Source organism: Sorangium sp. So ce394, assembly GCF_051474665.1.
GTDB classification, from domain to species: domain Bacteria; phylum Myxococcota_A; class Polyangia; order Polyangiales; family Polyangiaceae; genus Sorangium; species Sorangium cellulosum_D.
In genome coordinates this window covers 11,463,886-11,484,646 of sequence record NZ_CP150339.1, presented here as the reverse complement: position 1 = coordinate 11,484,646, position 20,761 = coordinate 11,463,886, and the positions used below count along the sequence as shown (strand labels likewise).

Annotated in this window: 15 protein-coding genes and 1 other RNA gene; 7 read left to right on the top strand and 9 right to left on the bottom strand. The window is 72.2% G+C overall.

Features of this window, described 5'->3' with window-relative positions:
* Positions 1-441: 441 nt before the first annotated feature.
* The 4 genes from ssrS to WMF33_RS42440 all read right to left on the bottom strand — a co-directional run bounded on the left by ssrS (position 442) and on the right by WMF33_RS42440 (position 4,101).
* Positions 442-634: non-coding RNA, 6S RNA (gene ssrS / locus WMF33_RS42455), on the bottom strand.
* Positions 635-936: 302 nt separating this feature from the next.
* Positions 937-1,794, bottom strand: coding sequence for an inositol monophosphatase family protein (locus WMF33_RS42450; RefSeq protein WP_437333928.1), 858 nt, complete (start codon positions 1,792-1,794; stop codon positions 937-939).
* The gene (locus WMF33_RS42445; RefSeq protein WP_437333927.1) at positions 1,791-3,278 is read right to left on the bottom strand and encodes a UDP-N-acetylmuramate--L-alanine ligase; all 1,488 of its coding nucleotides are present in this window, start codon (positions 3,276-3,278) and stop codon (positions 1,791-1,793) included. The genes WMF33_RS42450 and WMF33_RS42445 overlap by 4 nt, the downstream gene beginning before the upstream one ends.
* Before the next feature lie 163 nt (positions 3,279-3,441).
* Positions 3,442-4,101 carry a ComEA family DNA-binding protein gene (locus WMF33_RS42440; RefSeq protein WP_437333926.1) on the bottom strand — a complete coding sequence of 220 codons (660 nt, stop codon included), beginning with the start codon at positions 4,099-4,101 and terminating at the stop codon, positions 3,442-3,444.
* A 389-nt stretch (positions 4,102-4,490) separates the two neighbouring features.
* Between WMF33_RS42440 and WMF33_RS42435 the strand changes: the two genes are divergently transcribed.
* Both WMF33_RS42435 and WMF33_RS42430 read left to right on the top strand, forming a co-directional pair.
* Positions 4,491-5,591 (top strand): DUF362 domain-containing protein, encoded by a 1,101-nt coding sequence (locus tag WMF33_RS42435; protein ID WP_020740671.1) that lies wholly within the window; start codon positions 4,491-4,493, stop codon positions 5,589-5,591.
* A gap of 190 nt (positions 5,592-5,781) precedes the next feature.
* Entirely contained in the window at positions 5,782-6,411 is a 630-nt protein-coding gene (locus WMF33_RS42430) for a hypothetical protein (RefSeq protein WP_437333925.1), read from the top strand.
* A 55-nt stretch (positions 6,412-6,466) separates the two neighbouring features.
* Here WMF33_RS42430 and WMF33_RS42425 read toward each other — a convergent pair whose 3' ends face one another.
* From WMF33_RS42425 to WMF33_RS42415, 3 genes are all read right to left on the bottom strand, one after another.
* Positions 6,467-7,690 carry a serine/threonine-protein kinase gene (locus WMF33_RS42425; protein ID WP_437333924.1) on the bottom strand — a complete coding sequence of 408 codons (1,224 nt, stop codon included), beginning with the start codon at positions 7,688-7,690 and terminating at the stop codon, positions 6,467-6,469.
* Positions 7,691-8,000: 310 nt separating this feature from the next.
* A complete protein-coding gene (locus WMF33_RS42420; RefSeq protein ID WP_437333923.1) occupies positions 8,001-9,728 on the bottom strand; it encodes an acyl-CoA dehydrogenase family protein in 1,728 nt (575 codons plus the stop codon).
* Between the two features lie 56 nt (positions 9,729-9,784).
* Entirely contained in the window at positions 9,785-11,641 is a 1,857-nt protein-coding gene (locus WMF33_RS42415; RefSeq protein WP_437333922.1) for an HDIG domain-containing metalloprotein, read from the bottom strand.
* Positions 11,642-11,998: 357 nt separating this feature from the next.
* Between WMF33_RS42415 and folP the strand changes: the two genes are divergently transcribed.
* Genes folP through WMF33_RS42400 form a run of 3 tightly spaced genes read left to right on the top strand, consistent with a single transcriptional unit; the run spans position 11,999 to position 15,229 of the window.
* Positions 11,999-12,973 carry a dihydropteroate synthase gene (gene folP, locus WMF33_RS42410; RefSeq protein WP_437333921.1) on the top strand — a complete coding sequence of 325 codons (975 nt, stop codon included), beginning with the start codon at positions 11,999-12,001 and terminating at the stop codon, positions 12,971-12,973.
* A complete protein-coding gene (gene cdaA, locus WMF33_RS42405; RefSeq protein WP_437333920.1) occupies positions 12,966-14,294 on the top strand; it encodes a diadenylate cyclase CdaA in 1,329 nt (442 codons plus the stop codon). Before folP ends, cdaA begins: the two co-directional genes overlap by 8 nt.
* The gene (locus WMF33_RS42400) at positions 14,291-15,229 is read left to right on the top strand and encodes a CdaR family protein (protein WP_437333919.1); all 939 of its coding nucleotides are present in this window, start codon (positions 14,291-14,293) and stop codon (positions 15,227-15,229) included. The genes cdaA and WMF33_RS42400 overlap by 4 nt, the downstream gene beginning before the upstream one ends.
* Here WMF33_RS42400 and WMF33_RS42395 read toward each other — a convergent pair.
* Positions 15,213-16,298 carry a BMP family lipoprotein gene (locus WMF33_RS42395; RefSeq protein WP_437333918.1) on the bottom strand — a complete coding sequence of 362 codons (1,086 nt, stop codon included), beginning with the start codon at positions 16,296-16,298 and terminating at the stop codon, positions 15,213-15,215. The genes WMF33_RS42400 and WMF33_RS42395 overlap by 17 nt on opposite strands.
* Before the next feature lie 35 nt (positions 16,299-16,333).
* Positions 16,334-16,822 carry a nitrate reductase associated protein gene (locus WMF33_RS42390; RefSeq protein ID WP_020740663.1) on the bottom strand — a complete coding sequence of 163 codons (489 nt, stop codon included), beginning with the start codon at positions 16,820-16,822 and terminating at the stop codon, positions 16,334-16,336.
* Positions 16,823-16,934: 112 nt separating this feature from the next.
* Here WMF33_RS42390 and WMF33_RS42385 point away from each other — a divergent pair, with 112 nt between their 5' ends.
* Together WMF33_RS42385 and WMF33_RS42380 are read left to right on the top strand one after the other, a co-directional pair.
* A complete protein-coding gene (locus WMF33_RS42385; protein WP_437333917.1) occupies positions 16,935-17,639 on the top strand; it encodes a hypothetical protein in 705 nt (234 codons plus the stop codon).
* A gap of 919 nt (positions 17,640-18,558) precedes the next feature.
* On the top strand, positions 18,559-19,809 hold the full coding sequence (locus WMF33_RS42380) for a serine hydrolase domain-containing protein (protein WP_437333916.1): 1,251 nt from the start codon (positions 18,559-18,561) through the stop codon (positions 19,807-19,809).
* Positions 19,810-20,761 lie beyond the last annotated feature (952 nt).

Below are 20,761 nucleotides of genomic sequence, written 5' to 3'. Positions count from 1 at the left end.
CCGGAAGGGGGATGAGAACGGAAACAAAAGCCGGGCCGCGGTCCGCGTGATGGCACCGCGCGCCCCGCGCCCCGCGTCGCGCTGCTCCGCCGCACACCGGCGTCCGCCGCACACCGGCGCCGCCTGCGCGCTGGCCCGGACCGACGCGCGCCCCGCGCTGCGCGCCGGCCTAGACCGACGCCGGCCCGCGCGGCGTGCGCCGGCCTGGACCGACGCGCGTCCTGTGCGGCGCGCGCGCCCGGCCTGGACCGACGCCGGCGCGCGCGGCGCGCAGCACGGGGCCCCCGCATCCCGTTGCGCGCCGCACGGCGCCTGGGCGGGCGGCGTGCGTCACCTGCGACGCCGCGGTGCGGCGACCGCTGGGCACCTGTCGCGGGCACAGCGGATGTCGCGCGCACAAAAGAACTGCGGGCCGCATGAACGGCCCGCAGAGGAGAGATGTTCCGTACCGCCGAGGACGTGGGCAGAAGGACTTGAACCCCTAGCATAGCTGCTAGGTGGGAGCCTAAGTACCGCTTCAGGCTTCCCGGTGAATGGTTCCGGGCCTAGCTCACCACGGTATCGTTGTTGGCTCCCTGGTTCTCGCTTACTCGGGATTCAATCGTCCAGCGCCTCACGAAGTCGGCAGAGGGAACGACCATAGGATAGTTCCGTGGGCGGCCCCGTCAACCGCTGCTCCGCACGGTTCTCACGTTTTGCGTCGCGTGCTTCCGTCGGTTGCGGCCGTTGGTCGGTTGTGGCCGTTGGTGGTCGCGTCGGTTGCGTCGGTCGCGTCGGTTGCGCCGGTCGCGTCGGTTGCGTCGGTTGCGTCGGTCGCGTGGCCGCGTGCGTCTCGCGCTCACGCCGCGACGCTCGTGCGCGAGCGCCCGACGCCCTACGGATGGTCCTGAGCCGGCTGTCGAGCGACCTGGCGACCGAGCGGGCTGGCGAGCCGGGCTAGGTGAAGAGCGCGATGATGGGGTCGTGGACCAGGCCGTTCGACGCCACGATGTTTCCGACGTGGTAGTCCGGTGGACCGCCGTCGAGCGCGGTGATCACGCCGCCCGCGCCGCGCACGATCGCGCTCCCGGCGGCCACGTCCCAGGAATGGAGCCGGCGCTCCCAGTAGGCGTCGTACGTCCCGTCGGCGACCATGCAGAGATCGATCGCCGCGCTGCCGCAGCGCCGCACGGCCTGCGCTTTGCGCTTGACGGCCATGAAGGCGTCGAAGTTGTTGTCCGGAGCCCGGTCGCGCACCGTCGGAAAGCCGGTCGCCACCATCGCGTGCGCCAGCGACGCCGTGGCGCTGACCGCGCAGCGCTCGCCGTTGCGGCGCGCCTCGCCGGCGACCCCCGGCGCCTCCGGCGAGGCGCCGAGCGGCGCTGGCTCGCGCGGCCTGAAGCCCGTCCAGCGGAGCCCGAGCATGGGCGCGACCACGGCGCCGGCGACGGGCGTGTCGTCGTCCATCAGGCCGACGGAGACGCACCAGAACGGGTGGCCGTGGACGAAGTTCGTCGTGCCGTCGAGCGGATCGACGTACCAGACGAGCCCGCCGCGCGGCTCCGCGGCGCGCGCGGCGCCCTGCTCCTCGCCGACCACGGCGATGCCCGGCGTGAGCGCGCCGAGCCGCGCGACGAGCAGGTCCTCGCTCGCCCGGTCGAACTGGGTCACGAGATCGTGCGGCCCCTTCTCCTCCACGCGCAGGCCGCGCGGGCCCGCGCGGAACCCGGCCTGCACGAGCGCCGCGGCCTCCTCGGCGACGCGCAGCGCGATCCCGGAGAGCTCGAGCAGCTCCGCTGATCCGCGCCCGCTCATCGCGACCTCGTCGACAGCGCGCCGCGGAGCTTGTCGTAGATGCCGCCGAACGCCCCGTTGGACAGGAGCGCGACCGTGTCGCCCTCCTGCGCGTCGCGCGCGATCGCGGCGACGATCGCGTCCACCGAGGCCGCCGCCTCGGCGCGCTTGCCCGCCTGCGCGAGGTCGCGCACCAGCCGGTCGAGATCGAGCCGCTCGGCCGCGGCGATGTCCGGCCGCCCGAGCGGCGCGAGCACCACGCGGTCGGCCGCGTCGAAGGCGCGCGCGTAGGGCTCCTGGTGCAGGGCGCGGCACGCCGTCGCGCTGCGCGGCTCGAACACCGCCCACAGCGCGCCGCTCGGGTGCCTGGACCGGAGCGCGCGCAGCGTCTCGTCCACGGCGGTCGGGTGGTGCGCGAAGTCGTCGTAGACGCGGACGCCGCGCGCCTCGAACAGGAGATCCTGCCGGCGCCGCACGCCCTCGAAGCTGGCGAGCGCCGCGGTCACGGTCGAGAGCGGCACGCCGAAGCCCTGCGCCGCGGCCGCGATCGCCGCGACGGCGTTGCGCACGTTGTGGTGCCCCGGCATCTTCAGGGCGAGGCGCCCCGCCATCACGCCGCCAGCGTACAGATCGAACGACTGGCCGTCGGCGCCGGCCTCTGCGGGCGCGGCGAGCCAGTGCGGCGGCTTTCCGTGCGTGTCGTCGCCCTCGAGCGCGAACCACGCGACCTCGGCGCGCGCCGACCGCGACACCACCTCGACGACCCGCGGATCGTGCGCGGCCGCCACGACGAGCCCCGTCTCCGGGATCCGCTCGACGAACCCGCGGAACGCCGCCTCGTACGACGCGGCGTCGGGGTAGATGTCGATGTGGTCGTGCTCGATCGACGTGACGATGCCGACCTCGGGCCGGTAGTGCCAGAACTTCGGCGTCTTCTCGAAGAAGGCGGTGTCGTACTCGTCGCCCTCGACGACGAACGGCGTCCGGCGGCGATCGGCGCCTGCCTCGTTGAGGAGCGGCAGGCCGCGCCGGTCGCTCGCCGCGGCGGCGCTCTGGGGCAGCCGGAAGCTCGCCTCGAAGTTCTTCGGAAGCCCGCCGATGAGGAAGCCGGGGTCCCTGCCGGCCTCGTGGAGGAGCCACGCGCACATCGAGCTGGTCGTCGTCTTGCCGTGCGTACCGGCGACGACGAGCGGGGAGCGGCCGGCGAGCATGTGGTCCGCGAGCGCGTGCGCCATCGTGGTCACCCGCATGCCGCCGTCGATCGCCGCGCGCGCCTCGGGGTTCGTCGGGCGGCAGACGTTGCCGATCACGACGAGGTCCGGCCGCGGATCGAGGTGCGCGGGGTCGAACCCGGTCATCAGCCGAATGCCCCACCGCTCGAGGGCCGGTCCCATGGGCGGGTAAAAGGAGACGTCGGAGCCCGAGACCTCGTGTCCCGCGGCCTTGAAGAGCCCCGCCAGCGCACCCATGCCGGTGCCCGCGACGGCGACGAAGTGGACGTGCATCGCGGCGCAGTGTGCCCGAGCGCCCTCGGAGGGCAAGGGGCCTCCCGCGCGAGAGCCCGCCGCGCTCACCGGTCATGGCGCCTCCCGCTCTGCACGACGCGACCGAGGCGCGGCGCGCCCGAGACGAGACATTCGAGCGCAGTCTGGCGATGGGAACTTCGATTCAGGGAGGATCGATCGAGGGAGGATCGATGAGCACGAGCGGCCGCAGCCGCTTCAGCGACCGCCGGCCGAGCCCCTTCACCCGGAGCAGATCGTCGACCTTCCGGAAGCGCTTCATCTTGGCGCGGAGCGCCAGGATCGCCGCCGCCTTCGCCGGACCGATGCCCGGAAGGCGCATGAGGTCCGCCTCGGTCGCGAGGTTCAGCACGACCTTTCCGTCTGCTGTCACGCCGCCTCCCGCCGGGGCGCCCGCCCCGCCATCGCCGGGCGGCGCCGCCGCCGCATCGCCGGGCGGAGCCGGCGCCGCTGCGACCCCCGCATCGGCGACAGGCTCGGCCGTGGCCTGGGGTGGCGGGCTTCCTCCGGCGGCGCCGAACGGCGCCGGGTCGCCGGCGGCCATCGCCAGGCCGGCGGACGGGTCTGCCTTCCGGTCCGGGAGCAGGCTCTGCGCGTGGCCGGAGCCCACGAGCGCCAGCGCGAAGAACCCCGCGACGTACGCCACGACCTTGCCGCCCAGCGCGGTCCAGGCCGAGTCCCTCAACGCTGCCAGCGCCCGCTCCCGCCACGGGCGACGCACCTCGTCGTCCTGCCCTGGATGGGCGTCCTGCCCTGCATCGGCCCGCCCGCCGGGCGAGCCCGTCCCTTTCGATGTCGCTTGCATCGCTCTGCGCCTCCTTCTCGTGCAAAGGACGTCGCCCTCCGCGCACGCGAGCGGCGTTCGTCTCCTCGGCGGCGCCGCCAAGCGAGCGGCATGCCGGCGCGCGATCCCCTGAAAAAAACCGGGCGAATGGCGCGCGACCGGCGCTCGCCGGCCTGGCGCCGCCATGGCGGAGGCGCGCTCGCCGGTCGAGCTCGCTCCCGACGGAGGCCGCCCGGGCAGCCCGCGCCCCGCGGGTGGAGGCCCGGGCGCCGCCGTCCGGGAGGCCGGCGCGCCCGGGGCCGGGGCCGGGCGTCGTGTCTCGAGCGCGAAGCTCGGCTACCATCAGCGCTCCGGGCGCCCGGCGACCCGGCGGCATCCACCCCGCCGCAAGGCGCTCACCACGAGGTCTTATGCCCTACGATCCCCGTCGCTTCGTTGATCCCGGCCCCGCGGGGCGCTCGCGCCGAGCCTTCCTCGGCGGCCTCGCCGCCGGCACCGCGGGCGCCGTGCTCCTCGGCCCGCACGCCGCGCTCGCGGACGCGCCGCCGAGCCTCGCGGCCAAGCCGCCCCCCGGCTTCACGCCGCTCTCCATCCCAGGGAAGATCGTGAAGGTCACGAAGTCGAACTCGCTGCAGCCGAACGGCCTCTGGCCCGAGGCGGCCGCGGCGAAGGCGATGCTCGAGCGGGCCATGGCGGAGCTCACCGGGAAGAGCGATCTCGGCGCCGCGTTCGGCCGCTTCGTCCACAAGGACGACCGCGTGGCGATCAAGGCCAACGGGATCGCCGGCCAGAAGGGCGCGACCATGGCCACCAACAAGGAGCTCGTGCTCGAGATCGTGCGCGGGGTCATCGCGGCCGGCGTCCCCGCGGAGAACGTCATGATCTTCGAGCAGTACCCGTCCTTCCTCGCCGGCACCCGCTGCGCCGACCGGACGGCCAAGCCGGCCGCCGAGTTCCCGGCCGGGATCCGCGCCGCGGTGCACGAGAACAAGGACGCGGTGATGCCGAGCATCTCGGTCTGCGGCATCCCCACCAAGTTCGTCCGCCCCTTCACCGAGGCGACCGCGGTGATCAACGTCTCGCTGATCAAGGACCACTCGATCTGCGGCTACACCGGCTGTCTCAAGAACATCACCCACGGCGCGACGATCAACCCGCACTCCTTCCACGAGCACACCGCGAGCCCGCAGATCGCCGAGCTCTACGCTCAGGACGTGGTGAAGAGCCGCGTCCGGCTGCACATCACGGACGGCTTCAAGCTCATCTACGATCAGGGGCCGCTCGACAAGAACCCGAAGCGGCGCGTCCTGCACGAGTCGGTGTACGCAACGACCGATCCGGTCGCCATGGATGTGATCGGCTGGGGCGTTGTCGAGGGCTGGCGCAAGGAGAACGGGCTGCCCACGCTCAAAGAGGCGAGCCGGGAGCCCTCGTACATCCGCATCGCGGGCGAGCTCGGGCTGGGCATCTTCGACAAGAATAAAATTTCGATGCGCGAGGTCCGATTGTAGCGGCGCCGCGGGATTCGCTCGCGGGGCTGCCGTCGCTGAGAACCGCTTGCCGAGGCTCGTGTTGCCCATGCCCTGCTCCAGGCCGACTGCGCGCTCTTCCACCGGTCGGAGGGCCGCGTCGGCGGCCCCTCTCCTCGCGTGCCTCGCGGCCGCCGCCTGCAGCAGCACCCCCCCGTCGAGGCCGCCCGGGTTGCCCCCGACGCCGGCGTCGGTCACCCGCGAGAACCCGGGCGGCGACGCCGCCGACCCCGAGCGGGCCGCGCTCGAGCGGTTGCTGGCCGAGCCCTGGGGGAGCCGGCGAGACCGCTTCAACACGCTCGACGTGCCGCTGGTCGACGGGAAGAGCTGGCGCCGCGTGCGGATCTGGAGCCACCCGACGCGCGCGACGTTCCGGTACGGCGACGAGCACTACGCCGCGCTGTCGGTCCTCTACACGAGCACCTCGGGGCCGAGCGACCCCGACAGCTGCCTCGACGAGTTCTGGGCGAAGCACGCGCCGCTCGCCGACGGCTACGGCGTGCGGCTCGGGGAGGCGCAGATCATCCGGACGACGCAGGAGATCGACGGCGAGGTGCGGCCGCTCGTGTTCAAGGTCCTCGACGGCAGCATCGCGTCGGTGTTCGCCAGCGACGACTACGCCGGAGCCGTCGCCGCCTACGAGTCGTGGCCGGGGACGTGCCTCGTGTCCGTGCTGGCCGTGAAGGCGACCGAGCACCCCGAGCTCGCGCGGCGGGTGCGCGATCGCTGGATCGACGAGGGCGCCCCGAAGCTGCGGTGGATCTCCGGCCTCTCCGACGCGCCGAAGACCGAAGCGCGGTAGGCCCTGCCGGCGGGCTGCTGCGCGGCCGCCGGTCTGCGCGCGGCGCCGCGCCCGTTCACGGGTCCATCGACGTCGGGCTCTCCGCGGGCTCCGTCGACCACGGCGCGCCCTGGGCCATGCTGTGGCACACGACGGAAGCGGCCGCGAGGAGCAGCGCGATCGCTACCAGCCAGGGGAGCCGCAGCGGCGGCAGGACACGGCTGTCCAGCACGACCTCGCTCTGCCGGTCGTCCGAGGCGGGGCCTCCGGCGTCGCCCGTCGCCGGCGCGCCGCCGAGATCGTTCGCTGGGGTCGCCAGCATGGCGGCCATGGTCGTCTGATCCATGGCGTAGCGCGGCGGGGCCGCGGGCCCGCCCAGCGCGCCTCGCTTCACGATGGCGCTCCGCTCGTACGGCGACGAGCTCGCGGGCAGCGGCTCCCGGGAGGCCTGCGCGTGCGCGGGGAAGAGCGCGGAGAACGCTTCCATCATCTCCCTGCCCGACTGGAACCGCGCGTCGGGCTCGAACGCGAAGGCCCGGGAGAAGAACGCGTCGACCCCGGTCGGGAGCTCCGGCGCGAGCTCGGACGCCTTGGGGAACGAGGTCTGGCAGATGTGCCGGACGAGCTCGTTGATGTTGGCGCCGGCGAAAGGGCACTGGCCGGTGATCGCGCGGTAGAGGATCACCGCCATGGACCAGAGATCGCTGCGGTAATCGACCTGCCTGGGCGCCATGGTCTGCTCGGGGCTCATGTACCGAGGGGTCCCGAGGACCATGCCCGTCTTGGTGATCCGGTCGCGCGAGCAAGACGACTTCGCGACGCCGAAGTCGAGCACCTTGATCAGCTCATCGCCGCCCGAGCACGTGATGAAGATGTTCCCCGGCTTCAGGTCCCGGTGGATCACCCCCGCGGCGTGGATCGCGTCGAGGGCCTTGCCGAGCTGCGTGAACAGGACCGTCGCCTGCGCGAGCGGGAGCTTCTGATCCCGTTCGAGGCGGCGGTTCAAGTCCTCCCCCTCGAGGTACTCCATGACGATGAACGCGCAGCCGCGATCGACGCCGTAATCGTAAGTCTCGATGACGTAGGGGCTCCGGACGCGCGCGGAGGCGCGCGCCTCGCGCTCGAAGCGGGCGATCAGCTCGGGCTCGGTGGCCGCGAAGCTCCGGATGAACTTGATGACCACCCGGCGCCGGAGCTTGATGTCGAAGCCCAGCCACAGGTCCCCCATGCCCCCGCCCCCGAGCCGGCGCTCGAGGCGATACTTCTCCATGACGGCCCGACCTTCAGCAGTCTCCTTCATGGCTCCGCACCTGCTACCCAATGCCCTAGCCTGGGACAAGTGATCACCTGATTCCTGTCGAAGGGTCTACGCCAGTACTACTCCCGTTGATTGTATCGCAATCCGTCCATGCCGTGCGGTGAAAACTTCCGGAAATGGAGCGTGTCATTCTGACTCGCTCGGCGCGCTCGGGCGGTCATCGGGTCATCGAGCCATCGAGGCGCAGCGCGCGACACGCCTGATCCGCGTGGGCGCAGGAGATGTGGGGCGCTCATCTCCCTCGAGGTGACTCCATGGTACTCGATGTCAGCCGAGGTGCGCCGGGATGCGATCAGAGAATATCGAACGGGTAGGCGCGATCCGCATAGGCTCGCACCGCGATGGCCTTGCGCAGCTCGTCGTCGTTCTTCTGGAAGTCCGAAACATGCTCCCTGAGCCGCTTCTGCGCCATGCCGACGAACACGGTTGTGAGATCGATCTCACGACGCGCACCTTCCTCGCCGCGCCGCTCGATGGCCCGGGTCGTGCGTGAGATGCACGCGGCCATACAGTAGAGGTCGATGGCCATCTCCGCGATCCGGCGCTGCGCATACTGCATCTCGGCGATCTCGCGCCCGTGCTTCCGGAGCATGTCCTCGCTGTGCGTGGCGAGCTCTGCCGTGTAGTCCTCGAAGATGACCGCCTCCCGGCTGAGCAGCGGGTGCGCCTTCGACATCCGCTCGCGCCCGAGCACCGACTTCGCCTTGCGGATCGCGAAGTCGCTGAGCAGCCCGAAGCCCTTGATGGGCTCTCGCATCGCCTTCGCCACGTCCGCGAGCGCCTTGCCCGGGCCGCTCATCCCGGAGAGCGCCATGAAACAGCGCAGGATCTCGTTCGTCCCCTCGAAGATCATGTTGATCCGCGCGTCGCGCAGGTGCCGCTCGTAGGGGTAGTCCTGCATGTAGCCGATGCCGGCCGCGATCTGGAGCGTCTCGTTGACCACGAACCACAGGGTCTCGCTCCCCATGACCTTGCAGATCGCGCTCTCGATCGAGAAGTCCGGGACCTTGGCGTCGACGAGGCTCGCCGTCAGGTAGGTGATGGACTCGAGCGCGTACGTGTGCGCCAGCATCGTCGCGATCTTGTCCTTGATGAGCCCGAAATCGCCGATGCTCCGGCCGAACGCGCGCCGCTCCTGGACCCGGTCGAGCGCCAGGCGGATCAGCGTGTTGCAGGCGCCCACGCACCCCGCCGAGAGCCCGAGCCGCCCGTTGTTGAGCACCTCGACGGCCACCTTGAAGCCCTTGCCGACCTCGCCGAGCACGTTCTCGCTCGGCACCTTCACGTCGTCGAAGAAGAGCTCCGTCGTCGACGAGCCCCGGATCCCGAGCTTGTGCTCGTTCGGCCCGTTCTTCACGCCCATGCCCCGCTCGACGATGAAGGCCGTGAGCTTCGGCTTCTTCCCCTCCTCGAGGGCGGAGGTCCGGGCGAACACCGTGAAGACGTCGGCGAAGCCGCCGTTCGTGATCCAGATCTTCGACCCGTTCAGCGTGTAGTACGAGCCGTCGGCCGACACCTCGGCGCGCGTCCGGATCGCCGCTGCGTCCGAGCCGGCGCCCGGCTCCGTCAGCGCGAAGGCGGCTATCCACTCGCCGGTCGCGAGCTTCGGGAGGTAGCGCTGCTTCTGCTCCTCCGTCCCGAAGAGCTGGATCGCCTTGAAGCCGATCGACTGGTGCGCGCCGAGCGTGACGGCGATGGACGCGTCGAGCCCGCCGACCTCCTGCATGACGCGCGTGTACGCCATGTTGCTCAGGTTGACGCCGCCGTGGTCGGCCGGGATCTGCAGGCCCATCAGCCCGAGCTTCTTCATCTCGGCCAAGAGGCCGGGATCGATCGCGTGCTCTCGATCGATCTTCGCGCTGTCGACGCTCGACCCGAAGAACCTGCGCACGCTGTCGAGGATCATCGACGTCGTCTCCCGGTCCTCGGCGGGCATCTCGGGGTACGGGAAGATGATGTCCTCGGCGATGATGCCGTGGAAGAGGGCCTTCATGAAGCTCTGCTCGATCGTCGGGGGCATCGGACCGTCCTTTCCAGGGGCAGGCCGCCGCGCCTCCGCGCGAACGCGCGGCCTGCTCAGTGCGTCTTCTTCGGCGTCCGCACGGACTCCGCCGGGCTCTCGTCCTTCGCGGCGCCCCCGGCGTCGTCCCTGACCGCCGGCGCCGCCGCGGCCGCGCCCCGCGCGGTCGAGGCGGGCGGCGGGGCGGCGCTCCCGTCACGCCCCACCGCGCCGGACGGCGGCACCGGCGTGGGCGTGGCGGGGCGCACGGGGTGCGGCGTGGCCGTCGGGGGCGCGGGCGTGTGCCCGGCGCGATCGGCCTCCCGCTGCCACGGGTACTTGATGCGCCCGTGGTACATGTTGACCAGCGTCGACGCCATCCGGGTCGTCATGATGCGCAGGTCCTCGATCGTCAGCCCGGATTGATCGAGCTGGCCGGACGCGAGCTTCGAGAACATCACGCGCTGGATCATCTCCTCGAACTTCTTGTGCTCGGGCGGCCAGATGGTCCGCGACGCCGCCTCGATGGAGTCGACGAGCATCAGGATCGCCGTCTCCTTCGTCTGCGGCTTCATGCCGGGGTAACGGAAGTGCTCCTGCGTGAGCTCCTTCGGATTCCCCTGCTCGACGCACTTGTGCCAGAAGTACTCGACGACCTGCGTGCCGTGGTGGGTGTACGCGAACTCCACCACGGGCTCGGGGATGTTGCCCTCCCGCAGGATCTTCGTGCCCATCACGACGTGCGCCATGATGGCGTCGGCGCTCACCTCCGGATCGAGATCCTCGTGCGGCGAGCGCTCGCCGTGCGCGAGGTTCTCGATGAAGTACTTGGGCTGCACCGTCTTGCCGAGGTCGTGGTAGTAGGCGCCCACGCGCGTCAGCAGGGCGTCGGCGCCGATCGCCGCGGCCGACGCCTCGGCGAGGTTCGCCATCGCGCGCGCGTGCTCCCAGCTGCCCGGCGCCTCGGCCGCCATCTTCTTGAGCAGCGGCTGCTCCAGATCGGTGAGGTCGAGCAGCTTGTCGCGGGGCACGTGCCCCATCGCCCGCTCGGCCGGCTCCCTGAGGCTCCGCCCGAGCACGCCGACGAGCAGCCCCCCGCCGATGCAGGCCAGCACGTTCGACCCGAGCCAGAGCTTCAGATCCGAGACCAGGTCGAAGCTGCCCTCGAACAGCACGGTCAGCGCGACGAACCCGATCGCGCCGGCGAGGCCCGCGAGGCTGCCCGCGACGAGCAGCTGCCGCGAGCCCTTGCGCTTGAAGAAGAACATCGTCGCGGCGATGCCGCGCACGAGCAGCACCGACAGGAGGACCACGTCGAACCGGAGCAGCGACGCGGCGATGAACGCGACGCCCACCTCGACGAGGAACGCGGTCCGCCGATCGAAGGCGATCGCCACCCAGAGCGGGAGCGCGGCGACGGGCATCCAGAACTCGGGCAGCGCCGTGAAGAGCAAGAGGAGCTTCGCGACGACGAGCGAGGCCGTCATCAGGACGAACATGCCCACCTGCGTCCGGAGCAGCCGCACCCGGTTCTGCCCGAAGCGGCGCAGGTAGACCGTCAGCATCAGGCAGACGATGAGATAGATGACGTACATGCTCGCGACGCGCGCGCCGAGCCCGGGCCGGCGCATGCGCCGCACCGTCTCGTACGCCATCGCGGCGTTGTGATCCTCGTTCTGCTCCGACAGCACCGTGCCGCGCGGCACGATCACGCGCGCGTGCTCGTAGGAGAGCGAGAAGCTCCCGTCGTGCGTGTCGCGCACGATCCGCGGACCGTACGGGACGCGCAGCGTCACGGGCGCAGGCTTGCCCATCTCGGGCGCGAGCGACGGGATCAAGAGCTCGCCCACGCCGAGCACGGCGAAGAACGCCGCGAACAGGACGCTCAAGACGAAGCCGGCGAGGGGACCTGCTCGGATACGCGTGCGCAGCATGGAACCGCTCGGTCTCGTCCGCTGGATGCAGCCTGAGAAACGGTTGACGGGGCACGCTCGCGCGTGATCCCGCCGCCACCGGACGGCCGCTGGCGGCCGCCGATGTCAAGGTGTAGCCGCGACCCTAGCAAAGAAGCGTGGCCGAGTCAGCGGCGCGCGGAGCGCCGGCGTTGGACGGCGCGTAGCCGCCGAATGCTCGCGCCGGCGCGCCGTCCAACGCCGGCGCGCGCCCGCTGGCCACGACGGCGACGCCGGAGCGCGGCGCCGGACCACCCTCACGATGTTCCAACTGCTCCTGGAAAACATCGGTTCGAGCAGACAATTGCCGTTCGGCGCAAAAGTTGCTACCCACAGGAAATGTCCCCGCTGCGCATGCTGCTCGAACGCCGCAGGAGCGTGGTGATCATGGGGGTGCTGAACCGCACGCCGGACTCCTTCTCCGACGGCGGTCGCTTCGCGGATGAAGATACGGCTCTCGCGCAGATCGATGCGATGCTCTCCGAGGGGGCGGACATGATCGACATCGGCGCGGAATCCACGCGGCCGGGTGCGCAGCCCGCGCCGGACGACGAGCAGATCGCGCGCATCGGCGGGAGCGTCCGCGGCGCGGTGAGGAGGGGGGCCGTCGTCTCCATCGACACGACCTCTCCCGTCGTCGCGGCGCGCGCGCTCGACGACGGCGCGGCGGTGGTCAACACGATCTCGCTCGACAGCGCGGCTGAGCTCGGCGCGCTCTGCGCGCGCCGCGGGGCGTCGCTCGTGCTCATGCACAGCCGCGGCTCGATGTCGTCGATGGCCGGCTTCTCCGCCTATCCCGACGACGCCTACGGCGACGTCGTCGCCGACGTGGCGCGCGAGTGGTCGAGCGCCGCGGAGCGGGCGCTCGAGGCGGGCCTGCCGAGGGGCGAGCTCGTCCTCGACCCGGGCCTCGGCTTCGCCAAGAACGCGCGGCAGTCGCTCGAGCTGTGCGCGAGGCTCGACGAGCTGTGCGCCCTCGGCTTCCCGGTGCTCGTCGGGCCGAGCCGCAAGTCGTTCCTCGCGCGCGCCGCGGCGGCCGAGGCCGCCGAGCGGGGCGATGGCGCGGGCGCCGCGCTCGCGCCGCCCTCGGAGCGCCTCGGCGGCACCGTCGCGGCCGCGCTCGCGTGCGCCGCGCGCGGCGCCGCGGCGGTGCGCGTCCACGACGTCCGCGCCGTCCGACAGGCGCTCGACGTGATGCGCGCGATCGATCGCGTGAACGACCGCGTGAACGACCGCGCGAACGACCGCGCGGGCCCGCGCGAGCGGCGCGGCGCCGGGGCTCCCCTCACCCAGGGGGCGCGCGGCGATGGTTGAGGGGTTCCTCCGCCTCTTCTCGGCGCGGCCGGTGACGCAGATCGTCCGGGACCTCGTCGACATCTTCATCGTCGCGTACGTCGTCTATCGCGCGCTGCTCGTGCTGCGCGGCACCCGCGCGATGCAGATGGGCCTCGGGCTCGGCATCGTCTTCCTCATCTACCTCGGGGCGAAGATCTTCGGCCTGACGACGCTCCTCAACCTCCTCTCGTGGCTCCTCTCGTCGATCATCCTCATCGTGGTCGTCGTCTTCCAGAACGACATCCGCCGCGCCCTCATCCGCGTGGGCGGCAGCAACTGGTTCACGAGCGGCCGCGAGCAGCAGTCGCGCGTCATCGACGAGGTCGTGGCGGCCGCGACCGAGCTCGCCCGCCACCGCATGGGCGCGATCATCGCCTTCGAGCAGGACGCGAACGTGCTGGAGTTCGTCAAGAGCGACGGCATCCACATCGACTCCGTGGTGACCCGGGAGCTGCTCGTCTCGCTCTTCGTCCCCGAGTCGGTGAACAAGCTGCACGACGGCGCGGTGCTGATCCGCGATCTCAAGATCGCGCGCGCCGGCGTCTTCTTCCCGATGCCGGAGACCAAGATCCTCGACGCGAGCCTCGGCTCCCGGCACCGCGCCGCGCTCGGCATCACCGAGGAGACCGACGCGGTCGTGGTCGTGGTCAGCGAGGAGCGCGGCACGATCAGCTTCTGCTTCAGCGGCAACATCGTCTCGAACCTGGACGGCCAGTCGCTGCGGCACGCGCTGCTCGGGCTCTTCGGCCGCTCGTCGCGCCGGCGGCGCTTCGCGAAGAAGGTCGCCCAGAGCGGCCGCACGAGCCTCCCGGCGCCGCCGGCGCGCAGCCCCGCGGTGAGCCCCACGCCGGTCGCCGCCGCGCCGGGCCACGAGCCCGGCAAGCCCGCCGCCGTCGCGGCGAAGCCCGCGCCGATCGAGGCCAAGCCCGCGGCGCCGGTCACGAAGACGTCGTCGATGATCAAGCCGCCCGCCGAGGCCGAGGCGCGGCCGATGGCGCGGATGTCGACCTCCACGCCGATGCGCTCGGGCGCCGAGGCGCGCGCCGCGGCGGGGTCGAGCGCCGACCTCCGCGCCGCGGTGGGGACGGGCGCCGAAGCGCGGAGCCCGGGCGCCACCTCCACCACGCAGGACGTGGAGCGCCCGTCCGAGCGCGGCCGGCCGGCGCTGGTCGACGCCACCGCCGCCGCGACGGACTCTCCGGTCCCGTCGCAGCGCACCTTCGTTCCGACGGGGCAGGTCGCGACGACCGCCGCGTCCAAGGGGAGCGCGGAGGGGGTCCCTCCGCGAGATGAGCCATGACGCTGGCCGGCATCCGCGAGGCGCTCCGCTCGGCGCTGCTCGACAACCTTGGCCTCAAGCTGCTCTCGATCACGTTCGCGCTGTGCCTCTACGCCTTTATCCACGGCGCGGAGAACGCCCAGCGCACGCTGATGCTCAGCGTCGTCCTGATCCTCCCGCCCGAGTCGAGCCACCGGCAGCTCATGACCCAGGTCACGGACGCGGTGGCGGTGACGGTGCGGGGCCCCCGGACCCAGCTCGACGACCTCCGCTCGGAGAGCCTCGGGACGCTGCGGCTCGACCTCCGGGACGGCGCGAAGACGCGCATCGATCTCGACTCCTCGATGTTCCACATGCCGGCGGGGCTGGTCGTCGATCAGATCTACCCGTCGACGATCGAGCTCCGCTGGGACGACGTGGTCACGCGGTCCATCCCGGTGCACGTGCCGCGCACGGGGGACACCGCGCAGGGATTCCTCGTGAAGGGGATGATCTCGGTCGAGCCGCCGTCGGTGAGCGCCCGCGGCCCGCGCTCGGTGGTCGACGTGATGCAGCTCGCGCGCACCGCGCCGTTCGACATCAGCGGGCTCACGGAGGGCACGTACCAGCGGCAGCTCGCCCTCGAGCGGCCGCCGAAGCTCGTGACGTACGACGTCGACAGCGTGATGGCGACGCTCGAGATCGGGCGCGAGCTCGCCACGCGCACCTTCGACCGCAGGGTCGAGGTCGTCGGGATCCCGCGCGCCACGGTCTCGCCCGCCGTGGTGCAGGTGAGGATCACGGGGACGCCGGAGGACGTGGGCGCCGTCAACCCCGACTCCATCGTGGCCCGCGTCGAGCCCAAGGCGGCGAACCTCGATCTGAGCCAGCCGGGCAGCGATTTCCTCGACGTGCTCGTCGACGTCCCGCGCGTCACCGCTGAGGTCAACCCCGCGAAGGTCATGGTGAAGTGGTGAGCGCGCCGCGCCTTCGCCCCGCCGCGGCGGGCGTCGGCGCGGGCGGCACCTCGAGCTCGCCCCGCGCGATCTGCGCCGCGAGCGCGGCGGCCCGCGCCCTCGCCGCGGCCGGGATCCCCGCCGCGTGCGGGCCTTCGCTCACGTAGCCGACGCCGCCCTCGGCCAGGCCGAACGACGCGATCCCACCCTCGAAGCGGCCCTCGACGAGCGCGCGGATCGCCTCGAAGACCGCCACGTCGGCGCGCTTGATCATGCTGGTGAGCACCGTCCCCGGCATCTCGTCGTGCTGGTCTCGATCGACGCCGATCGCCTTGACCCCCATGTCGCGCGCCGCCTCGAACACGCCGTGGCCCGTCGCCCCGGAGACGTGGAAGAGGACGTCGGCGCCCGCCGCGACCTGGCTCACCGCGAGCGCCTTGCCCTTGACCGGATCGCGGAACGCGTCGGGCGTCGTCCCCGCGTAAGCGACGCTGACGCCGCACGCGGCGCAGACCTCTCGCACGCCCGCGCGGTAGCCCGCCTCGAACCTGTGGACGAGCGGCATGTCCATGCCGCCGATGAAGCCGACGCGCCCCGTCGCCGTCGTGAGCCCGGCGATGGCGCCGACCAGGAAGGCCCCTTCCTCCTCGCGGAAGGTGAGGCCGGCGAGGTTCTCGGGCAGGGCGCGGCCGGGCACGGCCGCGAAATCGAGGCACGCGAAGCGGGTCGCCGGGAAGGCGCGCGCGACGACCTCCACGTCGGTCGAGAAGATGAAGCCCACGCCGATCACCAGATCGAAGCCGCGCGCCGCGAACAGCCGCATCGCCGCCTCGCGGTCCTCGGCGCCGCTCGGCTCGAGCACCTCGGTGGTGACGCCGAGCTCGCGCGCGGCGCGGGCGAGCCCGAGGTCGGCCGCGTCGTTGAAGCTCCTGTCCCCGCGCCCGCCGACGTCGAACACGAGGCCCACGCGGATCGCGGCGCGCGGGCCGCCCCCTCGAGGCGGCTCGCCGCGGGCGGGGAGGAGCAGCGACAGGGCGGCGAGCGCCGCGACGGCGGCGGTGACACGTCGGAGGGACAGCGCGGCGGGCATGGGCTCGAGCGGCGACGGCGGCGCCGCTCGGCCGCTCAGCCGGGCGTCGCCTCGCTGCCGTCGCCCCGGGAGAGCCCGAGCTCGCCGAGCAGCGCCCGCAGCTTCTCGGGCCCGCGCTTCGGATCGGCAAGCTTGACGATCGCGTAGCGCTCCTCTTCGGTCAGGGCCGCCAGCCGGCCGAGCGCGGCGCCGTCGAGCGCGCCGTCCGGGCCGAGCCGCTCGCGCAGCCGCGCGACGACGCTCTCCGGATCCCAGGCGGAGCGGCGCACCGGCGCGCCCGCGAGCGGGGTGAGGTCGACCCCGGCGCGCGCCGCGAAGCCGCGGAGCACCTCGGCGTAGACGGCGAGGTCCTCGTCCGTATCGACCGGCAGGTGACACAGGGCGAGCCGCTCCGCGCGCGACAGCGCCTGCCACCCCGCGAGCGAGATCTTGAGCTCCGCGAGGTCGAGCTTCCGCCGCACCGAGAGCGGCACACAGTCGAGCGAGGCGTGGACCTCGCCCTCGAGCGCGAACTGCCTGTACATACCTTCCTCCTATAGCCGCGCGTCGATCGTTCCGCGAGCCGCGGCGCGCGCCTGGCCGCCGGCCGCGGCGCGCGCCTGGGACACACGCCGCGGTTTGCGCTAGCCTGCCGCCGTGCGCCGACTCGGGCTCCTCACGACGCTGACCGCGCTGCTCGCGCTCGCGTCGCCGGTCCGGAGCGCCCGCGGCCAGGACGCCGGCGTCCCGGCGCCGGCGCCCATGCTGCTCGACCGCGTCGTCGTGCGCTGGCACGCGCCGGAGACGGGCGGCGTGCGCCGCCCGCAGTTCGTCTTCGAGCGGGAGCTCGCCTTCCAGGCGCGCATCGAGGCGCTCGCCGACCCCGACGCGGAGCCCGGGCTCTACCGGGACCGGCACGTCCGCGCCGCGCTCGATCGGCACATCGCCGAGACGCTGCTCGCCAGCCTGCCGATCTCGCCGGCGCCGACGTCGGCGGAGGTCGCGCAGCGGGCCGAGGCGGCCCGGTTCTCGCTGGAGCAGCGCGCCCGCGGCCGCGCGCGCCTCCTCGCCGCGGCGGCCGCCGAGGGGGTGAGCTCCGACGAGCTGGACGCGCTGCTGCGCCGACAGGCGCGCGCGAGCCTGTACCTGGACCGCATGGTCGCGCCGATGCTTGAGCCCAGCGAGTTCGAGCTCAAGCTCGTCCTGCGCTCCGGCGCCACGCCGTTCAAGGATCAGCGCTACGAGGACGTCGCCCCGGCGCTGAAGCGCTGGTACGTCGCGCAGCGGCTCGCCCACGCGCTCGACACCTACTACCAGAGCGCGCGCGCCCGGGTCTCCTTGAGCGTCGTGCCCGCGCGCTGAGCGCGCGCCGGGCGGCGGAGGAAACGCGCGTCGCGAGGCGCGCGAACGAAGAGCGCCGCGCGCCTCACGCATCGCCAGGCGCCGGCCCTCCGGCGCCTCCGCCTCAGGAAAACCCCCTTCGCGTGGTCTCCGCGTTGCGCCGGCGCAACGTGCCTATACCGACGTGTGTCCGCCCGCTTTCTGCGACCCATGGCGCCCGCCAGAGCGCCCATCGGCGCCTGCGGTGCGACGCGGAACGACGCGGAACTACGCTGCTCGAGGCGCGGAAGAGGTCGAAGAGGTCGAAGAGATAACGCAGGTGGATTCTATCTCTTGATATTGAAGGACATCGAAGCGATACTGCAGCGTCGCCTGGTGTTCACTCCAGGCAACTTGGAGCGCGGGCGCTTCCGTGCTGATCGCGCGGGAGGGGGGTCCAGTGCGCCGTATCCGTAGGGGTGTTCGCTGGGGCTACATGCCGGCGATCGGCGTTGGAGGACGCGTTCCAGGAGCGATGAGATAGAGCACGAGACCCTGGCCGTGCGCCGCTCGTGAGCCGCCGGAGAGCGCGATCGCGCCGGCGCGGCGCCGCGCCGGGCCGACGGCGATGTCGCGAGCGACCTTTGCGGCGGGGTCGATCCCGGGCGTGGGTGCGCTCGGGGGAGCCACCCGACGAGCGGGCTGAGCAGGCCTCCTCGCCGGGCGTCTCCGGGATCGCGCCGCGAACCGGCGCACAGGCCTCGATGTCGGGGCGCGGCGCCGTCGCGTCGCGCTCGCGCGCGGCGCTCTGTGATCCGGGGTGCCGCGGCCGTGACCTCGTGTGCGGGAGAGGCGGTGGGAGAGCGCGCGCCCGCCGCTCGGCGGCGAGCATCGTGAGGAGACCTCGCAAGGAGCTGTTCACATGGAACCCGGAGAACGTTCGTTTCATCGCAGGCATCTGTTGCGCGGACTCGGCGGCATCGCGACGCTCACCGCGGTCGCTCCCGCGGTGCTCGGCAGCGCGTCCGCCGGCGCGACGACGTCGGCCGTGCTCGCCACCGGCTTTCCGGAGATGGTGGGCATGAGCTCGGAGCGGATCGACGATGTCTTCGCGCGCGTGCAGCGCCGCGTGAACGACGGCCTCTTCCCGGGCGCGACCGCGCTCGTCGCGCGGCGCGGCGTCATCGTGGGTCACCGGGCGTTCGGCAACAAGGTCGCCGGCTGCAGCGAGCCGGTCACGCTCGACACGATGTTCGATGTCCTCTCCATCACGAAGGTGCTGGCGACCGCCACGGCGATCCTGGTGCTCGTCGAGCAGGGCAAGCTCCAGCTCTCCGACCGCGTGGCGTCGTACCTCCCGCGCTTCGCCGCGAACGGGAAGTCGGGCGTCACCGTCCTCGATATGCTCCGGTACTCGGCCGGGCTGCCCATGGACCACCAGCTCCTCGACGCGCCGGACGACGAGGCCGCGTGGCAGGCCATGGCCGAGACGCCGCTCGAGGTCGCGCCGGGATCGCCGGTGCTCTACAGCGATCTCACCTACCGCCTGCTCGGCCGGCTGGTCGAGGTCGCCTCCGGCACGGATCTGAGCACCTTCGCGCACGCGCACATCTGGGGCCCGCTCGGCATGCACGACACGATGTTCAACCCGCCGGCGGAGCTCGCGCCGCGCATCGCGGCGACCGGGACCTCGGCGCGCCGCGGTCGCCTCGTGCGCGGCGAGGTGCAGGACGAGCAGGACTTCGCGCTCGGCGGGATCACGGGCTGCGACGGCGTGTTCACCACGGCGATGGACATCGCCATCTTCTGCCAGATGATCATGGGCTCCGGCTGCTACGGCGGCGCGCGGGTGCTCACCCCGGAGTCGGTCCGCGTCATGACGCGGAACCAGACGCCTCGGGTCACCGCCGCGGCGACGGACACCTCGCCCCTCAACAACCTCCTGCTCGCGCCGAAGGGCCTCGGTTGGGAGATCTGGACGCCGCGCTTCTCGAACGGCGGAACGCGGCTGTCCCCAGGCTCCTTCGGCAAGGCGGGCGGGACCGGCACGTTCGTGTGGATCGACCCGGCGCGCGAGCTCTTCGGGATCCTCTTGACGAATCACGGCCTGCCGGAGCCCTTCGACGAGATCGGTTGGAACCGGCTGCTCGACAGCACCGGCGTGGCGGAGTTCTTCGACGGGGTGATCGCCGCCGTCGCCGACGAGCGCTGAGCCGCCGCTGGCCCTCGCCGGCCAGCGATCCGCGTCCATGCGTCTCGCGCGGCGGGATCGTGCCTGTCGTCCGAGCGCCGCGCCCGCCCGCGGCGAGAACATGACGTGTCTCGCGGCGACCGCGTAACGCCCTTCCTGGACATGAACGTGTCCACCTCGCGGTGCACGGCAGTCGAGACTGCCCCGCTCGCGATCTGCGTCGAGCGTGACGCCGCGACAACGCATTGCGTTATACCGCGTACCCGGAGCGGGCCTCTCCCGCGGCCGCGTCGCCCTGCGCGCGCGCGCAGGGGTTCTCGCGGGCGCGACGGGCGCGGCGCGCGCGATCGTCAATGACGCTCCTCGGACGGGAGGGCGCGCCGGGGCACAACGCAGGAGAGCGAGACGCGCCCCGCAGGCGATGCCCCGCTCGCCTTGAGACGAAAACCCGAGTTCGAGGTCCCGAAACAATCCGCGCCGCGTCGCGCGCTCTGGCGACGCCGCCGCAGCACGGAAACCGCGCCCCCCGCGGCTCGCGAGCGCAGCCTCGCAGTCGCGTCGCGCGCGCGCGCCGAGCACTCCCGGTAACGCGCCAGGCGTCGCGTGGATTCTTTTGGCTGCACTTCATCCGGATCGAGCTGTTTTGGCGCAATGCGTCATCCTGCGCCTCGGCTCGTGGCCAGGGGAAACGGTTAAGGTTCGTTAAGACAAGTGATTTCGGTCACTTAATCTTGACGCGTCGCAGAAGGCAACAAACTGCTGAGGGTGCTTCGGAGACCTTTGACATGAACAGAACGTTCCTGTTAACTGTGCCCCCCGCGAGCCCCACGTGTGTGGCGGCGGGCGGCTCTGTCGCACAGAGCCATCCTTAGATTCTCTTGACAGGCCGCTTCCTCTGCCGCTCTGGCCATCTGGCCGAATCACCTCCCCATCACCCCAAGCACACTCCAAGAAATGGATAGGAGCGTCGTTC